The following is a 20,362-nucleotide window of genomic DNA, read 5'->3' as shown; positions in this document are numbered from 1 at the left end:
CTTCTTGCCAATACCGCCGGGCAGGGCGCATCGATAGACTGTTTGTATCGACGCTTGAGCCATCCTGCTTGCAGCGTTTTTTAAGACCTGGCGCCGCTGTCTGCGGCGCACTGTGGAGGTAGCATGAGTCACTTTCTGGACCGCCTGAAATTTTTTAGCAAGCCCGCCGAGCCGTTTTCAAACGGCCATGGCACCGTGGTCGATGAAGACCGTACCTGGGAAAACGCCTACCGCCAGCGCTGGCAGCACGACAAGATCGTGCGCTCCACGCATGGCGTGAACTGTACCGGCTCGTGCAGCTGGAAGGTGTATGTCAAGAATGGCCTGATCACCTGGGAAACCCAGCAAACCGATTACCCGCGCACGCGGCCCGACCTGCCCAACCACGAACCGCGCGGCTGTCCGCGCGGCGCCAGCTATTCCTGGTACGTGTATTCGGCGCAGCGCGTGAAATACCCGATGGTGCGCGGCCGCCTGATGGAAATGTGGCGCGAAGCGCGCAAGACCATGGACCCCGTCACGGCCTGGGACTGGATCAGCCAGGACCCCGTGCGCTCGCAGCAGTACAAGTCCATCCGCGGCCTGGGCGGCTTCGTGCGCGCCACGTGGGACGAATCGAATGAAATCATCGCCGCAGCGAATGCGCTGACGATCAAGAAATACGGCCCGGACCGCGTCGTCGGCTTTTCGCCGATTCCCGCCATGTCGATGGTCAGCTATGCCTCCGGCACGCGCTACCTGTCGCTGATCGGCGGCGTGGCCCTGAGCTTCTATGACTGGTACTGCGACTTGCCGCCCGCCAGCCCGCAAGTGTGGGGCGAACAGACGGACGTGCCGGAATCTGCCGACTGGTACAACTCGACCTATCTGATGGTGTGGGGCTCGAACGTGCCGATGACGCGCACGCCGGACGCCCACTTCTACACGGAAGTGCGCTACAAGGGCACGAAAACCGTGGCCATCTCGCCCGACTACGGCGAAATGGTGAAGTTCGGCGACATCTGGCTGGCGCCGAAGCAGGGTACGGACGCCGCGCTGGCGCTGGCCATGGGCCACGTCATCCTCAAGGAATTCCACTCGGAAGGGCAGAGCGCCTACTTCCGCGACTATGCGCGCCAGTACACGGACTTCCCGATGCTGATCCTGCTCAAGGAGCATAACGGCACCCTGGTGCCCGACTACTTCCTGCGCGCTTCGCACCTGGACAACAACCTCGACGAAACCAACAATCCGGAATGGAAAACCCTCGTCATCGATGAAACCACGGGTGCGATCACCGCGCCGGCCGGCTCCATCGGCTTCCGCTGGGGCGAATCGGGCAAGTGGAACCTGGAGCAGAAGGCGGGCGGCAGCGGCGCGCCCATCGTGCCGATGCTCTCCATGATCAACGACAGCGACGCCGTCACGGAAGTGGGTTTCGCCTACTTCGGCGGCAAGGATGCGTCCGACATGCTGCTGCGCAAGGTACCGGTGAAAACCATCCGCCTGGCCGACGGCAGCACGGGCCTGGTGACCACCGTGTTCGACCTGACCCTGGCCAACTACGGCATCGACCGTGGCCTCGGCGGCGAAAACGTGGCCGAAAGCTATGACGACGACGTGCCGTACACCCCCGCATGGCAGGAGAAGCACACGGGAGTGAAGCGCGCCGACGTCATCACGGTGGCGCGCCAGTTCGCGGAAAACGCGGACCAGACGCGCGGCAAGAGCATGGTCATCGTGGGCGCCGGCCTGAATCACTGGTACCACATGGACATGACCTATCGCGGCATCATCAACATGCTGATGATGTGCGGCTGTATCGGCCAGTCGGGCGGCGGCTGGGCCCATTACGTGGGCCAGGAAAAACTGCGTCCGCAAACGGGCTGGACGCCTTTGGCCTTTGCCCAGGACTGGGTGCGTCCGATGCGCCAGATGAACGGCACTTCTTTCTTCTATGCCCACACGAGCCAGTGGCGCCATGAAAAGCTGGAAACGGGCGATATCGCCTCGCCATCGGCGGCCGGCGGCACGGGCGACCTTACCCTGCTCGACTACAACGCCAAGGCCGAGCGCATGGGCTGGCTGCCATCGGCGCCGCAGCTGCAAACCAATCCGCTGGAAGTGGCCAAGGCCGCGAAGGCGGCAGGGCAGGCGCCGGCCGCATATGCGCTCGACCAGATCAAGGCGGGCCAGTTGCAGTTCTCGTGCGACGACCCGGACAATCCGGCCAACTTCCCGCGCAATATGTTCGTCTGGCGCTCGAACATCCTCGGCAGCTCGGGCAAGGGCCACGAGTACTTCCTGAAATACCTGCTCGGCACGCAGAACGGCTTGCTCAGCGATGAAGAGGACTGCCTCACGCCGAAGCAGGTGAAAGTGCGCCCGGCCGCCGAAGGCAAACTCGATCTGCTGGTGGTGCTGGACTTCCGTATGTCGACCACGTGTCTGTATGGCGACGTGGTGCTGCCGACGGCCACCTGGTATGAAAAGGACGACTTGAACACGTCGGACATGCATCCGTTTATTCACCCCTTGTCGGAAGCCGTGCAACCCTTGTGGCAATCGAAATCGGACTGGGAAATCTACAAGGGCATCGCCGAGAAATTCTCGGAAATCGGCGGCGAGCTGCTGGGCACCCAGCAAGACATCATTTTGACGCCGCTGATGCACGACACCCCGGGTGAACTGGGCCAGCCATTCGATCCCAAGGATTGGCGCGCGGGCGAATGCGACGCCATTCCCGGCAAGACCATGCCGAACATGACGGTGGTCGAGCGAAATTACCGCGACGTCTACAAGAAATTCACCTCGATCGGCCCGCTGCTGGAAACCATCGGCAACGGCGGCAAGGGCATCTCCTGGAAAACGGGGCATGAAGTCGAGGTACTGCGCGGCGTGAACCGCACGGTGCTCGACGAGGGCGTGTCGAAGGGCCAGCCGCGCCTCGATACGGCCATCGATGCGGCCGAAATGATTCTGTCGCTGGCGCCGGAAACGAATGGCCACGTGGCCGTGAAAGCCTGGGCCGCGCTGTCCGCCATCACGGGACGCGAGCACACCCACCTGGCGCTGCCGCGCGAGCATGACAGCATCCGCTTCCGCGATGTGCAGGCGCAGCCGCGCAAGATCATTTCCTCGCCCACCTGGTCGGGCCTGGAAAGCGAAGAAGTCAGCTACACAGCCGGCTATACCAACGTGCATGAACTGATCCCATGGCGCACCCTGACGGGCCGCCAGCAGTTCTACCAGGATCACCTGTGGATGCGTGATTTTGGCGAGGGGCTGTGCGTGTACAAGCCGGCCATCAACACGAAGACGACGGAAGCGCTGCTGGGCACCAAACCGAACGGCAACAAGGAACTGGCGCTGAACTTTTTGACACCGCACCAGAAGTGGGGCATCCACTCCACGTATTCGGACAACCTGCGCATGCTGACCCTGTCGCGCGGCGGACCCCACGTGTGGCTGTCGGAAACCGATGCACAGACGGCCGGCATCGTCGACAACGACTGGATCGAGGTGTTCAACGTGAATGGCAGCCTGACGGCGCGTGCCATCGTCAGCCAGCGCATCCCGGCCGGCATGACGATGATGTACCACGCCCAGGAAAAGATCATCAACGTGCCTGGCGCGGAGATGACGGGCAAGCGGGGCGGCATCCATAACTCGGTGACGCGCGCCGTGCCCAAACCGACGCACATGATCGGCGGCTACGCACAACTGGCGTACGGTTTCAATTACTACGGCACGGTGGGCTCCAACCGCGATGAATTCGTATTGGTGCGCAAGATGAACAAGGTCGACTGGCTCGAAGGCCCGTTGCAGGAAGAAGGAGCATAGTATGAAAATCAGAGCGCAAATCGGCATGGTGCTGAACCTGGACAAGTGCATCGGCTGCCACACTTGTTCCGTCACCTGCAAGAACGTGTGGACCAGCCGTGACGGCGTCGAGTACGCATGGTTCAACAACGTGGAAACCAAGCCAGGCATCGGCTATCCGAAGCAGTGGGAAAACCAGGACAAGTGGAATGGCGGCTGGCGCCGCACGGACGCGGGCAAGATCGAGCCGCGCCAGGGCAGCCGTCTGAAGATCCTGGCGAATATCTTCGCCAACCCGAACCTGCCCGCCATCGACGAGTACTACGAGCCGTTCACCTACGACTACGAGCACCTGCAAAGCGCGCCGCTGTCGCAGACGCCGCCGACGGCCCGTCCCATCTCCGTGCTGACGGGGAAAAAGATGGAGAAAATCGAGTGGGGTCCGAATTGGGAAGATGACCTGGGCGGCGAATTCGCCCAGCGCAGCAAAGATAAACTGTTCGACAACATGCAGAAGGAGATGTACGGCACGTTCGAAAACACCTTCATGATGTACTTGCCGCGCCTGTGCGAGCATTGCCTGAATCCGACGTGCGTGGCCTCTTGCCCGTCCGGCTCCGTGTACAAGCGCGAAGACGACGGCATCGTGCTGATCGACCAGGACAAGTGCCGCGGCTGGCGCATGTGCATCTCCGGTTGCCCGTACAAGAAGATTTACTACAACTGGTCGTCCGGCAAGGCGGAGAAGTGCACCTTCTGCTTCCCCCGCATCGAAGCTGGCCAGCCGACCGTGTGCTCGGAAACGTGCGTGGGCCGCATCCGCTACCTGGGCGTGCTGCTGTATGACGCCGACAAGATCGAGGCTGCCGCCTCCGTGCCGCAGGAGCAGGACCTGTACCAGGCGCAGCTCGACCTGTTCCTCGATCCGCACGATCCGGCCATCATCGCCGAGGCGCGCCGCCAGGGCATCCCGGATCTTTGGCTGGAAGCGGCCGTCAAGTCGCCCGTCTACAAGATGGCCGTCGAGTGGAAAGTGGCGTTCCCGCTGCATCCGGAATACCGCACCTTGCCGATGGTGTGGTACGTGCCGCCGCTGTCGCCGATCCAGGCGGCCGCCGAATCGGGCAAGCTGGGCGTGAACGGCATGCTGCCGGATACGCAAAGCCTGCGCATTCCCGTGCAGTACCTGGCCAATCTGCTGACGGCCGGCGACCAGCCGCCCATCGTTTCGGCGCTGGACCGCATGCTGGCCATGCGTGCCTACATGCGCAGCAAGACCGTCGAGAAGGTGGAAAACCTCACGGTATTGAAGCAGGTGGGCTTGACCAAGGCGCAGGTGGAGGACATGTACCACATCATGGCCATCGCCAATTACGAAGACCGCTTCGTCATCCCCAGCAGCCACAAGGAAATGGCCGAGGACAGCTTCAACGAGAAGGGTTCGTGCGGCTTCAGCTTCGGCAACGGCTGCTCGGACGGCACCAGCGAACCGACCTTGTTCGGCAAGAAAAAACACGGTTCGGCCATCTTCATGCAGATGCCGAAGTCGCGCAAAACGGCGCCTGGCGCATAAGGAATCGATATGAACAACCCGATGAACCATTATCACATCCTCTCGCGCCTGCTGCTGTATCCGGAGCCCGAGCTGATCGCGCACCTGCCGCAACTGGACGCCGCGCTGGCGGCCGTGCCGGAACAGCACGCGCTGCTGCGGCCCTTGCTGGCGCACCTGGAAAGCAGCAGCCTGATCGACCTGCAGCAGCAGTACGTGGCCACGTTCGACCGCAATCCGTCGCACTCGCTGCACCTGTTCGAGCATATCCACGGCGAATCGCGCGACCGGGGCCAGGCCATGGTCGACCTGATGGAGGAATACAAGCGCCACGGCCTGCAAATGGTGGGCGACGACTTGCCCGACTTCGTGCCCCTGTTCCTGGAGTTCCTGGCGCAGCTCGACGAGGCGGCTTCGGCGCCGCTGCTGGGCGACGCCGTCCACGTGCTGGCGCACATCGGCCGCAAGCTGACGGCCAACGGAAGCCCGTATGCGCCCGTCTTCACGCTGCTCGAACGCCTGAGCCCAGTGGCGGCAGAAATGCTGGCCGAACCGCCGGTGCGCGACATGGATGAAGCGCTGGAAACCTTCGGTCCCGGTGCGGACGGCGTCGAGCCGTTGCTGCGCCAAGGTCAGGGCCAGGTCGCGGGCGGCGTCCATCCCGTGCATTTTCACCCGCAGCCGCGGCGCGCAGCTTGAATCGCGTCCGCATGAGGAGAGTACATCATGAGTAACTATTTGCATCAATTTGTGTATGGCATTTATCCATACATCGCGCTGGCCATCTTTTTCCTGGGTAGCCTGATCCGTTTCGACCGCGAGCAATACACGTGGAAGTCCGATTCCAGCCAGTTGCTGCACCGCGGCAGCCTGCGCTTGGGCAATATTCTGTTCCACATCGGCATCATCGGCCTGCTGTTCGGCCATGCGGCCGGCTTGCTCACCCCCGTCTGGGTGTGGGATACGCTGGGCGTGTCGCATAGCCTGAAGCAGGGCGTGGCCATGGCGGCCGGCGGCGTGATGGGCGGCCTGTGCCTGATCGGCATCCTGATCCTGCTGGCGCGCCGCTTCGGCAATGAACGGCTGCGCGCCGTCACCACGGCCGGCGACAAGCTGGTGATGCTTTGGATCTTGCTGACCTTGCTGCTGGGCCTGTCGTCGATCTTCGTCTCGGCTTCGCACATGGATGGCCACATGATGGTCTTGCTGATGAACTGGGCGCAGCACATCGTGACCTTCCGCGGCGACGCCGCCAGCTTCATCGTCGATGCGCCGCTGGTGTTCAAGCTGCATCTGTTCATGGGCATGTCGCTGTTCGTCATCTTCCCGTTCACCCGCCTGGTGCACGTGTGGAGCGGCTTTGGCGCCATCGGCTATCTTGGCCGCGCCTATCAACTGGTGCGCCGCCGTTAAGAAGAAAGGAGCTACATCATGGGAATCTCCGTCAATGGCATCGATATCGACGATGCCGACATCGCGCAGGAATTGCCGCATCACGACGGCGCCGGCAATCCGCTGAAACAGGCCGTGCATGAACTGGTGCTGCGCCGGCTGCTGCAAGACGAGGTCGAACGCCTCGGCGTGCAGGGCGGCAGCCTTGACGACCGCATCGAAGCGCTGTTCGCGCAGGAAGTGCGCGTGCCGCCCGCCGACGATGCGGCTTGCCGCACCTTTTATGCGCAGCGTCCGCAGCTGTTTAGCAGCGGGGCGCTGGTCGAGGCGCGCCACATCCTGTTCCAGGTGACGCCCGAGGCGCCTTTGGAACTGCTGCGCACGACGGCGCAAGCCGTGCTTGACGCCCTGAAACTGGCGCCCGAGCGCTTCGGCGAACTGGCGGCGCAGTATTCGAACTGCCCCTCGGGCGCCCTGGGGGGCAACCTGGGCCAGCTGTCGCCGGGCCAGAGCGTGCCGGAGTTCGACGCGCTGCTGTTCCGCCTGGAAGAGGGTGCGCTGGCCGGCCATTTGCTGGAAACGCGCTTCGGCTACCACATCGTGCAGGTGCTGCGCCGGGTCGAAGGCCAGGCCATCGCTTACGAGGCGGTGCAGGCGCAGATCGCCGACCGCCTGTCGCGGGCCGCGTGGCAGCGCGCCGTGCACCAGTATCTGCACTTGCTGGTGGGGCGCGCGGAGATCGCCGGCGTCGAACTGGAAGGCACAGCCAGTCCGTTAGTGCAATAGACCGGAAGGCGTAGGCCGCTAGGCCTTCTGGGGCACAGCCAGATCGTGCCTCAGCCTTTACAATCAAGGAAGAAACAGGAGTAGCGTCATGGGTAGCGTCAAGTTGCAGGACCGTTTTGGCCGTTCGATCGATTATGTGCGGCTGTCCGTCACCGACCGCTGCGATTTGCGCTGCAGTTATTGCATGCCCAAGGGCTTTCGCGGTTTCGAAGAGCCGAAGGACTGGCTGACGTTCGACGAGATCGAGCGCCTGCTGGGTATTTTCGTGCGCCTCGGCACGCGCCGCGTGCGCCTGACGGGCGGCGAGCCCCTGTTGCGGCGCAATCTGCCGGAACTGGCGCAGCGGCTGTCCGCGCTGCCCGGCTTGCAGGATTTGTCGCTGTCGACGAATGCCACGCAGCTGGGCAAGCACGCCGTGGCCCTGCGCGCGGCCGGCGTGGACCGCATCAATGTCAGCCTGGACTCCCTGGACCGCGCCTGCATGCAGCAGATCACGGGGCGCGACAGCCTGCAACCGATTCTCGATGGCCTGATGGCGGGCAAGGGGGCCGGTTTCGACCCGATCAAGATCAATATGGTGGCCATGCGCGGCGTCAATGACAGCCAGATCGAGGCCATGGCGGCCTTCTGCATCGAGCAGCAGTTCATTCTGCGCCTGATCGAAGCCATGCCGATGGGCAGCACGGGCCGCAATGCCCGCTACATGCCGCTCGGTCCCGTGCGCGAGCGCCTGGCGGCCCGCTTTGGCCTGGTGCCGCAGGCGATGGAGCTCGGTGGCGGGCCGGCGCGCTATATGGCGACACCCGATGGACGCTCGAGCATCGGTTTCATCACGCCCATGTCGCAGCATTTTTGCGCCACCTGCAACCGCGTGCGCCTGTCCGTCGATGGTACCCTGTACCTGTGCCTGGGCCAGGAAGAAAAATTCGCCTTTGGCCCCATGCTGCGCGGCGGGGCCACGGATGCGGAGATCGAGGCGGCGATCCGTGCCGCCATCGAACTCAAGCCGCAGCAGCATGATTTCAATACGCAGCCGGACAAGATTATCCGTTTTATGGCCCAAACCGGAGGCTGAACGGGGCGGTGCCAAGTAAAGGGTGTATGAAATTTAAAGCGATGTTTTCCTCCTGGCAGAAGCTGTCGACCAAAATCGTCGGCGCGCTGCTGCTCATGCTGGTGCTGGCCCTGAGTGCCATCGGCTGCACTCTGTTCCTGTCGTGGCAGCTCGAAGGCAGTTCGGCCGCCATCAACGAGACGGGCCGGCTGCGCATGCAGACTTACCGCCTGACCCTTTTGCTTGCCAGCGATGCGGGCGAGCAGGCGCGCCAGCAAGTGCTGCTGATCGACGAGACCCTGGCCAAGATCGGCCATGGCGACCCGCAGCGCCCCTTGTTCCTGCCGCCCAGCAGCGCCATCAAATCCGAATTCGAGCGCATCGGCACCGCCTGGCGCGGCGCCCTGCGTCCGGCCGCCCTGGCCGCCGATTCCAGCGTGCGCGCGCGCCAGTTCGAGCATGACGCCGATACCTTCGTCGGCCAGGTCGACCAGCTGGTGCGCCTGATCGAACACGATAGCGAACAGCGCACCTTCTGGCTGCGCGCCTCGCAACTGATCCTGGTCGGGATGGCCGTCATCGGCACGGTCAGCATGATTTACCTGATGTTCATGCTGATCATCGAACCGGTCACGCGCCTGCGGCTGGGCATGCAGCGCATGAAGGAACGCGACTTCAGCGTGCGCCTGGCAGTGGAGAGCAATGACGAATTCGGCCAGCTGGCCAGTGGCTTCAACCAGATGGCCGACCGCCTGCAGGCGCTGTACGGCAACCTGGAAGAGGGCGTGCGCAGCAAGACGGCCACGCTGGAATACCGCAACCGCGAACTGGCGCTGCTGTACGAAAGCGCCGCCTTCCTGCAGCGCCCGCAGCCCCTGGAAGACATCTGCGGCGGTTTCATGCAGCGCATCGTCGACTATTTCGAGGCCGACGGCTCCACCGTGCGCGTGCTCGACGCCGAGCGGGGCAACCTGCACATGGTGGTGCACCACGGCCTGTCCGAAGAACTGGTGGCGTCCGAGCATTGCCTGAAGGTGGGCGACTGCCTGTGCGGCACGGCCGTCGAGATGAAGGTGGCGAAGGTGCACGACATGCGCCGCATCGACAAGGCGCACGAGCTGCGCTGCCACCGCGAGGGCTTTGCCACCGTCTCCGTCTTCCATATCCACGCGCATGAACAGCACCTGGGCTTTTTCAACCTGCATTTCCGCCATGCGCGCGTGTTTTCCGCGCGCGAGCTGGCCTTGCTGGAAACGCTGGGCCAGTTGCTGGGCATCGCGCTGGAAAACCTGCGCCTGGCCGCGCGCGAACGCGAAATGGCCATTTCCGAAGAGCGCAACCTGGTGGCGCAGGGGCTGCACGACAGCATCGCGCAAAGCCTCAATTTCCTCAACCTGCAAGTGCAGATGCTCGACGACTCCGTGCGCAACGCCCGTTTCGACGAGGTGGCGGGCATCGTGCCGGCCCTGCATGCGGGCGTGAAGGAAAGCTACGAAGACGTGCGCGAACTGCTGGCCAATTTCCGCAGCCGCCTGATGGAAGATGACCTGATCGGCTCCCTGCGCGCCGCGGTGGACAAATTCCGCCGCCAGACGGGCATCGACGCCGAGCTGCTGGCCGATGTCGATGGCGCGCCATTCCCCCGCGAGCAGCAATTGCAGTTATTATTCATCGTGCAGGAAGCGCTGTCGAACATCCGCAAGCACGCCCAGGCCAGCCACGTCGAGGTGCGCCTCGCCGACCACCAGGACTTTACCTTGACGATCAGCGACAATGGCGTCGGCTTCGACGCTTGCGCCGTGCTGGAAAAGGGCGACAGCCATGTCGGCATCCACATCATGCGCGAGCGCGCGCAGCGCATCGACGCCACGTTCGACGTGCACGCCTGTCCTGGCGGCGGCACCACCGTCGAACTGCATTTGTCGCGCGAGCAGCGCCGCGCCGCCTAAGTAACCACCTGAAAGTACAAAAAAATGGAGACACCCGATAAACCGATCACCGTCATGCTGGTGGACGACCACGCGCTGTTCCGCAGCGGCATACGCTCGCTGCTGCAGCGGCATACGGACTTTTCCGTCGTGGGCGAGGCGGCCGATGGCGTGGAAGGCATCAAGCGCGCCATCCAGCTGCAGCCCGACGTGGTGCTGCTGGACCTGAACATGGCCGGCATGTCCGGCGTGGAAGCGCTGCAGCTGATGCAGCACGATTGCCCGGACACGGCCATCGTCATGCTGACCGTGTCCGAAGACGCGGAAGACCTGGCGACGGCCCTGCGCGCGGGCGCCTGCGGCTACCTGATCAAGAATATCGACGCCGATTACCTGGTGCGCGCCATCCGCCGCGCCGCCGCCGGCGAAGTCGTCATCGCCGAAGCCATGACGGGCAAGCTGGTGGCGCAGCTGCAGGCGGGCACGCGGCGCGAGGAGCCCGTGTCGGAACTGGACAAGCTCACGCCGCGCGAAAAGGAAATCATCGACTGCCTGTCGCGCGGCGAGAGCAACAAGGGCATCGCCCGCACGCTGGACCTGGCCGAAAGCACGGTCAAGATCCACGTGCAGAACGTGCTGAAAAAACTCAACCTCACCAGCCGCGTGCAGGCGGCCGTGTACGCGGTCGAGCACCGCCAGGGCAAGTAGCCTGCGCCGGCGGCTAGTCCTTGCGGGCTAGCCGTCTAATCCTTTTGCCGATGGCGGCAGCTGCGCTTTTAAAGTAGTATATTGAATATATCTTTAAATGCGAGCCCATCATGGCCATCACCCCGATCAGCGAACCATCTCCTTCTCCCTCCGCCCCCGGCGCTGCGCCCTGGCATGCCGGCCACGCCGTCTGGCAACTGGGTTTCCGCCCGTTTTACCTGCTGGCGGCCGTGTTTGCGGCCATCAGCATTCCCCTGTGGCTGGCCAGCTACTTCGGCGTGCTGGCGGGCGGCTTGCACGTGGGGCTGGGCTGGCATATGCATGAAATGGTGTTCGGCTTCGCGCTGGCCGTCGTCGTGGGTTTCCTGTACACGGCGGGGCGCAACTGGACGGGCTTGCCCACGCCGCACGGCGCGCCGCTGATGGCGCTGGCGGCGCTGTGGCTGGCGGGGCGCGTGGTCATGCTGTGCGGCCCGAGCCTGCTGGCGGCGCTGGTCGACTGGCTGTTCCTGCCGCTGGCCGCCTGGCCTCTGTATCGGGTGCTGCGCCGCTCGGGCAATACGCGCAACCTGTTCCTCGTCGGCTTGCTGGCCCTGCTGGCGCTGGCCAATGGCCTGTTCCACGCGGCCGTACTGGGCTGGCTGCCGCTGTCGCTGTTCCTGCCCGTGCAGGCGGCCATCTTCATCATCGTACTGATCGAATCGGTGATCGGCGCGCGCGTGATCCCCATGTTTACCCGCAATGGCGCGCCTGGCAGCACGCCGGTGGCCAGCCCGCAGCGGGCTTTGATCGCCGTGGCCTGCATGGCGGCGGCCGCGATCGCGTGGCTGGCTGGCGCGCCATCCTGGCTGACGGCGCCGCTGGCCTTCTGCGCTGCCGGCGTCTCGCTGACCAACCTGCTGGCCTGGCAGCCGCAGCGCACCCTGGGCGTGCCGCTGCTGTGGATACTGCACCTGTCGTATGCGTGGATAGGCATCGGCTTCGCGCTGCTGGCGGCCGCCAGCCTGGGCCTGCTGCCGGCCAGCGCCGCGTTTCACGCGCTGACGGTGGGCTCGATGGCGGGCTTGATCATCGGCATGATGACGCGCACCACCCTGGGTCACACGGGCCGCCCGTTGAAAGGCGGCAGGGCGGAAGCGGCGATGTACTGGCTGATCCAGCTGGGCGCGCTGGCGCGCCTCCTGGCTGCCGTCGGTCCCGCAACGCTGGCCATGCCGCTGCTGCTGGCAGCGGGCGCCTGCTGGTCGCTGGCCTTTGGCCTGTATGCGTGCGTGTATGCGCCGTACCTGTGGCGCGCCAGGGTGGATGGCCGTGAAGGCTAAGCGTCAGAAAGGGCGCCAGGCCAGCAGTTTCCTGATTTCCGGGGTCCAGTAGGACAGCGATTCGCCCACGACGAATAGCAGCAGGCCCAGCATCAAGGCTCTCAGCAGTAAATCCCTGCACCAGATCATGGCGTCTCCCAAATTTTCATATTGGCAAGTTTATCATTGGCATGCCCGGCCATGTTGCGTTTCTGGTACGGCCGCCTGGTCGGACGGCGGCGTCCGTGCCGTGAAGGTCGCGACGGCCTCGATGGCGTGCGCCAGCGCCTGCTCCAGTGTGTCGAGCGCGGCGGCCGCATCGTCGCCGGCGTGCAGCAGCTGTTCGGCATGCCGGGCCGCATGCAGGGTGGCGGGCAGGGCCAGGCTGCCCGCCTCGCCGGCCAGCTTGTGCGCCAGCGCGGCCGCGTCGCTACGCGCATCGGTCGCCAGCAGCGCCCGCATGGCGCCGACCGTGTCGCCGTAGGCGTTGCTAAAACGCAACAGGTGCTGGCGGTAGGGTGCTTCATCGAGCCACTGCGCTATCCCTTGCGCCAGGTCAATGGCGGGCGCCGCGCCGCCCGGCGGCTCGGTCGTTGCCATTTCGGCCATGACAGGCGGCAGGGCAGGCAGCCCTTGCGCATGACGCCGGTGCGCGCGCGCCACCAGGGCGATGGTCTGCGGCACGTCGAACGGTTTGCTGATGAAATGGTTCACGCCCGCTTCCAGTGCCGCCGTGCGCTGCGTCTGGAAGGCGCCGGCCGTCAGCGCCACCACGGGCAAGTCCTGGAACTGCGGCAACTGGCGCAGCGCGCGTGTCGCCTGCAAGCCGTCCATGACGGGCATCTGCACATCCATCAGCACGATGTCGACGTCGGCGGGGTGGGCCAGCAGCCAGTCCAGCGCCTGCTGGCCATCGCAGGCGAACGAGGGCACGGCGCCCTGGTCGCACAGGATATGCCTGACGACGTCGCGGTTGATTTCGCTGTCGTCGACCACCAGCACGCGCACGCCGGCCAGCTGGCGCTCTTCCAGCGGAACCAGACTGGCGTCCAGGCCGGCATCTCTGGCCCGCTGCTGGCGCGCAGCCATCGCCGCGTTGTACAGGCTGGAAGCGGTCACCGGCTCGTTGAGGATGGCATCGGCGGCATAGACCGGGTCGGTGCGCCGCCGTGCCGGCGCCATTGCCGGCGTGCCGCTGGCGGCCAGGATGACGACGGGGCAGTCCTGCGGCGGCAGGTATTCGCGCAGCGCGCGCGCCGTCGCTTCGCCGTTCAGGTCCGGCATGCGCGCGGCCAGCAGCACGACGCCGGGCCGCTCGCCTTCGGCGCAGGCCAGCGCATAATCGAGTGCCGCCTGGCCGCCGGACACGGCATGCACGCTCCAGCCCAGGCCGCGCGCCACGGCGCCCACCGCCTCGCGCGTGCCGGCGTTGTCGTCGGCCAGCAAGACATGCAGGCCCTGCATGTCGGGCGAGGACAGGGCGCCGGCGGGCATCAATTGCAGGGGCACCGTGAAACTGAATTCGCTGCCCTGGCCCAGGCCGCTTTTCAGCTGCAGGGTGCCGCCCATCAGGCGGACCAGCTGGCGGCAGATGGTCAGGCCCAGTCCCGTGCCGCCGAAGCGGCGCGTGGTGGAACTGTCGGCCTGGGCGAAGGCGGAAAAGATCGCTTCCTGCACCTCGGGGGCGATGCCGATGCCCGTGTCGCGCACGCAAAAGCGCAGCACCGCGGCGTCGCCGTCGCGGCTGTCCAGCGTGCTCAGCAGCTCGACCGTGCCCTGCGGCGTGAACTTGATGGCATTGCTGCCCAGGTTGACCAGCACCTGTTCCAGCCGCAGCGCGTCGCCCAGCATGTGATCGATACCGTCGGGCAGCGGCCCGATCCGCACCTCAATCGGCTTGTCGTGCGCGGCAACGCCCATGCTGGCGGAAATTTTCTCGATCACCTCGGCCAGGCGGAACGGCGCCTGCTCGATGCGCATGTGGCCCGCCTCGATTTTCGAGACGTCCAGCACGTCGTTGATGATGCCCAGCAGGGACTGGCCGGCGGCGCGGATCTTGCGCGTCATCAACAGTCCCTCTTCATCCAGGCGGCCCCTTTCCAGCAGCCAGGCCATGCCGAGGATGGCGTTCAGCGGCGAGCGGATTTCATGGCTCATGTTGGCGAGAAATTCCGCCTTGCTGCGGTTGGCCGCTTCGGCCCCGTCGCGCGCCAGCAGCATGGCCGCCTCGGCCTGTTTTTGCGCGGAAATATCCTGGGCAAAGATCAAGGTGGCCGGCCCATCCTTGAGCATCACGCGCGTGCTGGTCTTGAGGATGGGCACGGGCCGGCCCTGCTTGTCGAGGCCGATGGCTTCAAACACCTGTTCGCTGGCCGAATCGGCCTCGATCAGCGCCTCGTTGCTTGCCAGCGCCACTTGCGAGTCGGCCGTGAGCATGGTGCGCCAGGCCAGGCCGCTGAGGTCATCCTCGGGCGCATAGCCATGCAGGTGGCGGTAGCGTGGGTTGGAATACACGAAGCGCCCATGGCGCAGGATGGCGATCGCCACGGGCGCATCTTCGATCAGGGTGCGAAAGCGCGTTTCGCTGTCGGACACGGCTTGCATGGCCTGGCGTTCCCTTTCCTGTTCCACCTGCCAGGCGGCCTGCTGCCGGCGCCGCCGCTGGCTCCAGAACAGCAGGCTGGCCGCGGCCAGCGCCAGCATGGCAAAGCCCAGCATGTAGCCCAGCGCCTGGCGCCGCAGCGGGGCGGCGATGGCCGCTTCTTCGCGGCTCAGGCCGATGATCAGGGCGCGGTCCATGTGCAGCGCGGCGGGGGCGATGGTTGCCATCGCCATGACGCGGGGGGCGGCGCCGTCGATCTCGACGCCGCTCAGCACGCCCGCCTGAAAGCCGCTGTCGCGAAAGCGCCGCAGGAAGCTGCCGGGCGCGTCCACATTGCCGCCATTGGCGTTCCTGGGGGGATAGTTCAGGAATTGCCGGCCGTCGCCATGCACGACCACGGCCCAGACGTCGGGCGCATACATGGCGGTGCGGAACTTGGCCGTGAAATAGTCGGGGTCGAAGGTGGCCACGACGACGCCGGCAAAGCGGCCTTGCCGGTCCTGCACCATGCGCGCCGCCGTGATGACCAGGTCCCGCTTGAAGGATAGGAAAGGCGCCGAGATGTACAGCATGCGCGCATCGGGGGCGTCGCGCGCCGTCTGGAAGTAGCCGCGGCGGGAAAAATCCTGGCCGGCCAGTTCCGGGATGTTGGTGGCGACCGGCTTGCCGCCGGCATCGATGACCAGCATGGTGCGCACGCCCGGCATGGCGTCGACCAGCGCGGCCAGGCGCCGGGGCAGCGCTTGCCCGGCGTCGGGCGCGGCGCCGGCGGCAAGATAGTCGCGGATCACGCCGTCGAGCACCAGGTTGGTCGACGCCAGGTCGACTTCGATATTTTTTGCCAGCAGCGCCGTCAGCACGCTGAGCCGTTCGCGCTCGGCCGCATCGTGCCGCGACGCTTCGGCCAGGTGCGCGTAGGCGAGGGCGGCAGCCACGATCAGCAGCCCGAGGAGCAAAAACAGCCATTCGATCAATCGCCTGTGCACTGCCGCCGCGTCTGTGTGATAGGTCATGTGGCGATGCTATACCCGATATGCACGGAGAACAACTTTTGCGCATGACTACGCAGGTGATAGTGTGGCCAATTTGCCGCCAGGCGGCAGGCGGAGGCTAGCGCGCCAGCCAGCGTTCCACCATGGCGCGCAACTGGGCGGCCGTGAAGGGCTTGGACAGGTAATCGTCCATGCCGGCCGCCGCGCAGCGCTGCCGGTCGTCGTCCGTGACGCCGGCCGTCAGGGCGATGACGGGCAGGCGCGGCGCGCCGCTGGCCGCTTCGCGGGTGCGCAGGGCCTGGCACGCCTGGTAGCCGTCCATGACGGGCATCATGCAATCCATCAGGACCAGGTCGTACTGTTGTTCGGCCAGCGCTTGCAGGCCCAGCGCGCCGTTCTCCGCCGTGTCGATGGCGTAGCCGCAGGTGCCCAGCTGCAGGCACACCAGCTGGCGGTTCAGCGCCGTATCCTCGACCAGCAGGATGCGCGCGCCCTGCGCTATCTCTTGTTCCGGCGGCTTGGCGGCATCCGCTGGTGGTGCGCGCTCCTGCAGCGCCAGCACCGTGGCCGCGTCGCGCTCCTGGCGCCGCAGCAGGGCCAGGATCAGCGCGACGGCCGCGGCCAGCACGAGCAGGCTGACGACGGCCGCGCCGCCCATGGTGAGCAGCATGCGCCGCCAGCCCGCCAGGTAGACGTCGTCCGTCACGGTCACGTTGATGGCCAGCGGATAGTCGCGCACCAGCCGTATGGCGGCCAGGCGGTCGACCGCGCGCCCCTGGTCGGCCGCGCGCGGCGAGTCCACCTGCAGCACGCCATCGGTCTTGCCCTGTTCCAGCAGGCGGTAGGTGCTGCCCGTCAGGTTGCGCTTGCCCATCATGGCGGGTACGGCCGGCCAGCGGGCCAGCAGCGTGTAATCGCTGCGGTACAGGGAAAAGGCCGTGTGTTCGCCGATGCTGGTGTTCTGGAAGAATGTGCTGAAGAAGTCGCACGACAGGCCCACCAGCACCACGCCCAGGAAGCGGCCGTCCGTGCCGCTGATGCGCCGGCTGATATAGAAGGTCCAGGCACCATCGCCCTTGTTTTGCACGGGCGCGCTGACATGCATGCCGCCGTCCGGGTGGCGCCGGTGATACTCGAAGTAATCGCGCTCGTCGAGGCGGAGGGGCGGCGCGGGAAAGGCGCGGCTGAAGGCCAGCACCTTGGCATCGCCGCCGATGATGGACACCCCGTCCACTTGCGGCACGCCGCCGATCTTGTGCCGCAGCATCTGCTGCATGGCCGGGGTGCCGACGGCGGCGGCCAGCGCTTGCGCGTCCGCCGGGGCGGCGGCATCGATGTCGCTGCTGACGCCGTCGAGCACCAGCCTGGCCGCCGTCATGCTCTGCGCCGTGTTTTCCGCCAGCAGCAGCGACAGGTTGGACAAGTCCTGCTTCCAGTCATCGACGGCTTCGCGGTGCAGCAGCACGCCGGAGACGACGATGCGCAGCGCCAGCAGGCCCACCAGCACCAGGCCCACGACGGCCGCCGTGGTGCGCGGCCGATAGCGGTGCACCAGGCGCAGGGCGGCCTGGCGCGCGTTCATGCCTGCGCGCCCGTGTAGTCGAGCATGCTGCGGCGTACCTCCTGCTCCACCGCGCCGACCAGCGCCGCCGTTTCAGCTAGCCAGCCTGCTGCCGCCACGCCCTGGTGGCGCACCAGCTGCTCGAATTCCGCCAGGCGCGCCGCCAGGGCGCTGGCGCCCAGCAGGACGACGGTGCCGCGCAAGGTATGGCAGCTGTGCACGATGGCTTGCGCCGCACCGCCGCGCACGGCCTGCTCGACGCGGGCAAACATGGCCGGCGCCGTATCGAGGTAGGTCTGCGACAGGGCGCGGAACATCTCCAGGTCGCGCCCGGTGGCCTGGAACAGCACGGCAGGATCGATGTGGTGATAGGCTGGCATGGCGGCTCCGTGGCGGGGGGAAGGCGGTGGCCGGCTAGGCGGCCAGGCTGTTGCGCCGCGCATGGCCGGCGCAGCAGGCGCGCAGATAGCCGCGCAGTTCGTCGTAATTGACGGGCTTGGCAAAAAATACCACGCCGGGCGGCACGCCGCCCCGTTCTTGCAGTTCCTCCGGCGTCAGGCTCGACAGCATGGCGATGTGCATGTCCGCCAGCAGCGGGTCGGCCAGGATGGTGCGGATCACCTCGTAGCCGTCGATGCCTTCCATGATGATGTCGGCCAGCAAGATGTCGGGCTGGTCGCGGGCGATTTCCATCAGCGCCTGGTAGCCGTTTTCGCAAAAGCGCAAGTCCGCCTGCAAGCCCCAGGAACCGATCTGCTTTTCATACAGCGCCCGTTCGATCGGGTTGTCTTCGATGACGAGGATGGACGGCGGGCGGCCGGACGGGGCGGGGCGGTTGGCGCGTGCGGCGCGCTGGTCCTGGCCCGGCTGGCCGGGATTGCCCTTGTAGGCTTCGACGGCCGCGAGGGGAATGCGCCGGTGGCCGCCCTTGGTCTTCCAGGCTTCGATCACGCCGGCCTCGACCAGTTGCTGCACCGATGTGACCGAGATGCCGAGGATTTCGGCGGCCTTTTGGGTAGTGCAAACGTCTGCAGTGTGCATGATGGGCTGTCTGGTTGCGGATGAAGTTGAAGAGGATGATACGCAATCGCGCTCAAAAAATCAATTTTAACGAATTAGATGAATTCACTAAAAACCTGGCTTGCGGCGCGCCGGGTCCCGCTGCGCGTGCGGCAGGGGACGACATGCGCCTGCGGTTCCAGGATCTCGCACCATTCGCTCCACTCGGCGTTGCTGTGGCGTAGCAGGGTTTCCATGTACTCTGCGTCCATGCCCAGTACCCGCGCGGTGGCCAGGGCCGGCGCGCGCGATCCCGCGCCGTTGCGCAGTATCAGGTCGGCGAAGCTGTCAGCCAGCTTCAGCAGCCAGGCCAGTTCCGTCATGCGCCCGGCCCGCCCGAAACCGGGCGGTGCGGCATGGCAGAGTACGGCGTCGCACAGGATGTCCGGCATGCCCCAGCCCCGCATCAGCGTGGCCGACAGCGCCAACTGGTGGTGGCCGAAGCGCTGCGATTCCGCGCACAGCAGCCGGGTTCTGGCGGCATCGCCGTATTGGCCCAGCAATTGACCGTACTCCTGCGGATGCAAGGTGGCCAGGGCCAGTTGGCCGCAGTTGGCCAGCAAGCCGCAACTGTACAGCTCATCGGCCGGCGCCAGCTGCAGCGCGTCGCCTGCCACGCGGGCGGCGCACGCCATGGCCAGCGAGTGCGACCAGAAGCGCTGCGCGTCGAAGTGCTCGCACGCGGCCGTCGACACGGCGGGGGCGGCGAATGCCTGGCGCAGGGCGGGCAAGCCGATGGCCGCCAGCATCGCGGCGTTGACCGCCGCATGCCTGCGCTCGCCCGGTGGCACGCCGGCATTCGCCAGGCCGATGATCTTGCCGCTCAGTGCCGGATCGCCGCCCAGTTGTTCTGCCAGCTCATCGAGCGGCAATTGTTGCTGGCACAAGGTCGCCAGCCAGTGGCGACGCCAGGCGGGCGAAGGCAGGATGGCGCCGCCGAGCAGGCGCGCCAGGTCGATGTCGGCGCTCATGGCCGGCTGCCTGCGCCGCTGCGCTCCTCGGCCAGCACCGCGCCCGTTTGCAGCGCCGTGACCGCTTGCGACAGCGCGTCGAGCGCCATCAGCAGTTCCGCGTGCAGGCGGCGCAAGGCGCCGATATCGTTGGAAAAGCCCGCATGCACGGCCTGGCGCGCCAGCGCCTGCAAGGGGAGCAGGCCCATGGCCAGGCTGCCGTCGAGAATTTCCTGCGCCAGCACGCGCGCCGGGGCGGTCCGCTCGCAGCGCAGCGCATGGGCGATGCCGGCGAGGCGGTCGCGCGTCTCGGCCACGAACAGGGCCAGAATCTCGCCCTGCAGGCGCCGGTCGTGGCCGAACATGGCGTCCAGGCGGGCCAGTTCGAATGGCGGCGTGCCCGGCGCCCTGGGCGCTTGCGGCGGCGGTGCGCTGTCAGCCCCCCTGGCCGGCGGGGCCGCTTTGCGCATCTGCAGCAGTTGATGCAGGTCGGACGGCGTGCTGCCGCCGGCCGCTGGCGCGCGGCCGGCCTGGCGCCAGCGGGTGCGGCGCCAGAGCAGGGCGGCCAGCAGCAACAGCAAGCCTGCCAGCGCCAGCGCCGGGCGCATCAGCGACAGCTCTTCGCAGCGCAGGAAGGGGTGGATGGAGAGAAAGGCGTTCATGGCGGTGCTCCAGT

At 66.0% G+C, this 20,362-nt stretch carries 16 protein-coding genes; 9 read left to right on the top strand and 7 right to left on the bottom strand.

Annotated elements, in window-relative coordinates; translation table 11 throughout:
- The first annotated feature begins 123 nt into the window (after nucleotides 1-123).
- The 9 genes from NCG91_RS05980 (at nucleotide 124) to NCG91_RS05940 (ending at nucleotide 12,543) form a co-directional block, all read left to right on the top strand.
- Nucleotides 124-3,822, top strand: coding sequence for a nitrate reductase subunit alpha (locus NCG91_RS05980; protein ID WP_251348991.1), 3,699 nt, complete (start codon nucleotides 124-126; stop codon nucleotides 3,820-3,822).
- Nucleotide 3,823: 1 nt separating this feature from the next.
- Entirely contained in the window at nucleotides 3,824-5,374 is a 1,551-nt protein-coding gene (narH, locus tag NCG91_RS05975; protein WP_251348990.1) for a nitrate reductase subunit beta, read from the top strand.
- Between the two features lie 9 nt (nucleotides 5,375-5,383).
- Entirely contained in the window at nucleotides 5,384-6,052 is a 669-nt protein-coding gene (narJ, locus tag NCG91_RS05970) for a nitrate reductase molybdenum cofactor assembly chaperone (RefSeq protein WP_251348989.1), read from the top strand.
- Nucleotides 6,053-6,079: 27 nt separating this feature from the next.
- Complete coding sequence (narI, locus tag NCG91_RS05965; RefSeq protein WP_251348988.1) at nucleotides 6,080-6,766, top strand: respiratory nitrate reductase subunit gamma; 687 nt, start codon at nucleotides 6,080-6,082, stop codon at nucleotides 6,764-6,766.
- A gap of 18 nt (nucleotides 6,767-6,784) precedes the next feature.
- Complete coding sequence (locus tag NCG91_RS05960) at nucleotides 6,785-7,531, top strand: peptidylprolyl isomerase (protein ID WP_251348987.1); 747 nt, start codon at nucleotides 6,785-6,787, stop codon at nucleotides 7,529-7,531.
- Nucleotides 7,532-7,619: 88 nt separating this feature from the next.
- Nucleotides 7,620-8,606, top strand: coding sequence for a GTP 3',8-cyclase MoaA (moaA, locus tag NCG91_RS05955; RefSeq protein ID WP_251348986.1), 987 nt, complete (start codon nucleotides 7,620-7,622; stop codon nucleotides 8,604-8,606).
- Between the two features lie 26 nt (nucleotides 8,607-8,632).
- Nucleotides 8,633-10,534, top strand: coding sequence for a type IV pili methyl-accepting chemotaxis transducer N-terminal domain-containing protein (locus tag NCG91_RS05950; RefSeq protein ID WP_099664214.1), 1,902 nt, complete (start codon nucleotides 8,633-8,635; stop codon nucleotides 10,532-10,534).
- A gap of 24 nt (nucleotides 10,535-10,558) precedes the next feature.
- Nucleotides 10,559-11,221, top strand: coding sequence for a response regulator (locus NCG91_RS05945; RefSeq protein WP_034781594.1), 663 nt, complete (start codon nucleotides 10,559-10,561; stop codon nucleotides 11,219-11,221).
- 110 nt (nucleotides 11,222-11,331) lie between these two features.
- Nucleotides 11,332-12,543, top strand: a complete 1,212-nt coding sequence (locus tag NCG91_RS05940) for an NnrS family protein (protein ID WP_251348985.1) — start codon at nucleotides 11,332-11,334, stop codon at nucleotides 12,541-12,543.
- A 3-nt stretch (nucleotides 12,544-12,546) separates the two neighbouring features.
- On the opposite strand, the gene NCG91_RS27990 is transcribed toward NCG91_RS05940, so the two are convergent.
- The 7 genes from NCG91_RS27990 to NCG91_RS05910 all read right to left on the bottom strand — a co-directional run bounded on the left by NCG91_RS27990 (nucleotide 12,547) and on the right by NCG91_RS05910 (nucleotide 20,348).
- Nucleotides 12,547-12,672: a hypothetical protein gene (locus NCG91_RS27990; RefSeq protein ID WP_257218626.1), complete on the bottom strand. Its 126-nt coding sequence runs from the start codon at nucleotides 12,670-12,672 to the stop codon at nucleotides 12,547-12,549.
- Nucleotides 12,673-12,705: 33 nt separating this feature from the next.
- Nucleotides 12,706-16,137, bottom strand: coding sequence for a response regulator (locus tag NCG91_RS05935; protein WP_251348984.1), 3,432 nt, complete (start codon nucleotides 16,135-16,137; stop codon nucleotides 12,706-12,708).
- A 97-nt stretch (nucleotides 16,138-16,234) separates the two neighbouring features.
- Nucleotides 16,235-17,698 carry a response regulator gene (locus NCG91_RS05930; protein WP_251348983.1) on the bottom strand — a complete coding sequence of 488 codons (1,464 nt, stop codon included), beginning with the start codon at nucleotides 17,696-17,698 and terminating at the stop codon, nucleotides 16,235-16,237.
- Nucleotides 17,695-18,057, bottom strand: a complete 363-nt coding sequence (locus NCG91_RS05925) for an Hpt domain-containing protein (protein WP_251348982.1) — start codon at nucleotides 18,055-18,057, stop codon at nucleotides 17,695-17,697. The genes NCG91_RS05930 and NCG91_RS05925 overlap by 4 nt, the downstream gene beginning before the upstream one ends.
- Nucleotides 18,058-18,091: 34 nt before the next feature.
- Nucleotides 18,092-18,718 carry a response regulator gene (locus NCG91_RS05920; protein WP_251348981.1) on the bottom strand — a complete coding sequence of 209 codons (627 nt, stop codon included), beginning with the start codon at nucleotides 18,716-18,718 and terminating at the stop codon, nucleotides 18,092-18,094.
- 74 nt (nucleotides 18,719-18,792) lie between these two features.
- On the bottom strand, nucleotides 18,793-19,707 hold the full coding sequence (locus tag NCG91_RS05915) for an HDOD domain-containing protein (RefSeq protein ID WP_251348980.1): 915 nt from the start codon (nucleotides 19,705-19,707) through the stop codon (nucleotides 18,793-18,795).
- Entirely contained in the window at nucleotides 19,704-20,348 is a 645-nt protein-coding gene (locus NCG91_RS05910; protein WP_251348979.1) for a hypothetical protein, read from the bottom strand. The genes NCG91_RS05915 and NCG91_RS05910 overlap by 4 nt, the downstream gene beginning before the upstream one ends.
- Nucleotides 20,349-20,362 lie beyond the last annotated feature (14 nt).

Origin of the sequence: Janthinobacterium kumbetense, assembly GCF_023703445.1 — a bacterium.
Taxonomy (GTDB): Bacteria; Pseudomonadota; Gammaproteobacteria; order Burkholderiales; family Burkholderiaceae_D; genus Janthinobacterium; species Janthinobacterium kumbetense.
This window is presented reverse-complemented; position numbering and strand designations above follow the sequence as displayed.